Genomic DNA, 2,229 nt, shown 5'->3' on the forward strand with positions numbered 1-2,229 from the left:
GGGTGGTGTGGCGGGCACGCCGGTGCGGCCGAGGTCGGCGCGGCGGCCTGCGGCGGCGCCGTCGCGGTAGCCGGTGCCGCTCGTCCGTGGCACGCTGAGGCGGATCTTCGGGTAGCGGGCGGCGACCGCGCGGTCCACCTCGGCGCGGCGGTCGGCGAGGACGAGCGCGACGCCGGTGGCCCCGGTCTCGGCGCGTGACTCGGCCTCGGCGCGTGACTCTGCGGCGCACAGCAGGCGGTGGACCTCGTCGGCGAACCCCAACAGCCACGACCTGCGGTACGCCCGCACGGCCGTGACGCCCTCGGGCGGCTCCGCCCTGGCCAGCCCCGAGGCCATCTGCAGCAGCAGCGACGTGGCCAGCAGCTCGGCCCGCTCCAGGTCGGCGGCGAAGCCGAAGACGTGCACCCGCTGCCCGCCGTCGGCCCGGCCGAGCAGCAGCGGCCGGCAGCGCACGGCCTGGGCGACCAGGCTGACCAGGCGGGCCTTCTCCCTGGCCCACGGCCCGGGCAGGGTGACGACGCGGTCGCCGGGCGTCTGAAGGGCGCCCTCGGGGGGCAGCGCCTCGATGCCGTACTTGGCCATCAGGGCGGAGGCCGCCGCCATGAACGCCGCCCGCTCGTGCTCGTTGTCGGTGCGTTCGGCCTTGGCCAGCAGTTTCCTGACGCGTTCGAGCGTGCGCTCCCGCAACCGTGCTCCCCCTACGACTTGCCGCTCAGCACCCGCCCGTCGTCGTCGAGGGCCGGGAAGGCGCCGGTGTCCACGATGCCGTGCTGGTGGTACAGCGCCTCGATGAGGGCGTGGGCCTGCGGCTCCAGCTTCCACAGGGCACGATACTCGCGCGCCGTGGCCAGCGAGATGCCGATCTCCTGGGCGATGTCGACCGTGCGCGGCACGATGCCCTTGGCGATCTGGCGGTCCCAGTACTCCCGCGCGGCCCGCATCAGCGCCGCCCGCTCGGCCGTGCTGACGACCTGCGGGGTGGTGTCGAGCACCACGGCGTCCTCGTCCTCGTCGCGGACGAGCTCGGCGAGCGCGGGCGGCAGCGCCGGGCGGGCCGGCACCGGGTTGGGGTCGGACTCCCACGGCACGCGCGGGTCGGCGTCGATGAGGGCGGAGGTGTTGTACAGGGCGGCGATCTGGGCCAGCAGCGCCTCCTGGCGGGCCGGGTCGACGGCCAGGCCGGTGTGCTCGACGGCCTGGTCCATGGCCTTGTCGAGCTTGGCCAGCGCGTGGCGCAGCTTGCGTTCGGAGGCGCCGTTCTCGCGCAGCGCCTTGGCGCGCTTGGCGGCCAGCGCGACCCTGGTGAGCCTGCGGTGGGCGTCGACCTCGCTGGCCGTGCGGTCGCTGACCTCGGCCAGGCCCAGCCTGACGAGCAGCCGCTCGGGGGTCAGGCGCCAGTTGATGCGGCCGGTGCCGCGGATGCGGTGGCGTTCGATGGCCATGCCGCGCTCCCACAGCCAGGCGGCGACCAGCGGGGCGGCGAGGCGGAAGACGGCCTCGGCCAGGCTGCGCGCGTCCATGCTGGACAGCACGGCGGTCAGGCAGGTCAGCGCCCACACGGCGATGCCGTCGATGCCGGCGGAGAAGTTCTCGCGCATGTTGCGGCGGGCGCGTACGGCGGAGGTGATGATCGCGACCTCGATGAACGCGAACAGCAGCAGCCGCAGCGGACCGTCGAGGCCGAGCACGTCGCCGGAGAAGCGCCACATGCCCTGCGCGGAGACGCCCGTGGCGATGGAGGCGGCCACGATGGTGAGCACGTCCTCGATGGGACGGGGGGCGACGTACCTGGTGAACAGCCACGACAGGGCGCGCCAGACGACTCGCAGCGCCAGGAGCGCCAGGGCGAGCCCGGCCAGGCCCAGCAGCGCGATGACGGCCGTGGCGAGCGGCTTCTCGGTGACGAAGACTGTTATTTCCTCTAATGTCGGCATCTGTCACTATCCGTGAGGCTCGAACTCCGGCTCTATGCGACGAGATCATCGCAGAACGTCGCCATCTTGTACGCCAAACACCATCCGCTGTCCCTTTTCTCCCACCTTTCCCTGCTGTTCAGGCATCCTGACCGACCTTGTCGGCAGCGGGGCTGACGTCCGGGTGACAGGCGTGCTACCGCCCGGCCGGACGGGCGGGTCCGGGCGCACAATGGGACGCGAGGAGGTCACCGTGAGCAAGCGATCGCGCAGACGCCGTGCTCTTCCCAGCGGCGCCCCCGCTCCACCCCCCGGC

2 protein-coding genes are annotated in these 2,229 nt (G+C 73.3%); both read right to left on the reverse strand.

Annotation, left to right across the window (positions count from 1 at the left end):
• Positions 1–687, reverse strand: a 687-nt coding sequence (locus C1J01_RS47685; RefSeq protein WP_111185722.1) for a DUF2786 domain-containing protein, incomplete at its 3' end; no start/stop codon positions are given.
• An 11-nt stretch (positions 688–698) separates the two neighbouring features.
• Positions 699–1,934, reverse strand: coding sequence for a hypothetical protein (locus tag C1J01_RS47690; protein WP_111185724.1), 1,236 nt, complete (start codon positions 1,932–1,934; stop codon positions 699–701).
• Positions 1,935–2,229 lie beyond the last annotated feature (295 nt).

The organism is Nonomuraea aridisoli, from assembly GCF_003236395.1.
Classification (GTDB): domain Bacteria; phylum Actinomycetota; class Actinomycetes; order Streptosporangiales; family Streptosporangiaceae; genus Nonomuraea; species Nonomuraea aridisoli.

What these genes read in the sequence shown, in the direction of transcription:
- C1J01_RS47690 (WP_111185724.1), bottom strand. Translation starts at nt 1,934, where the DNA reads ATGCCGACATTAGAGGAAATAACAGTCTTCGTCACCGAGAAGCCGCTC.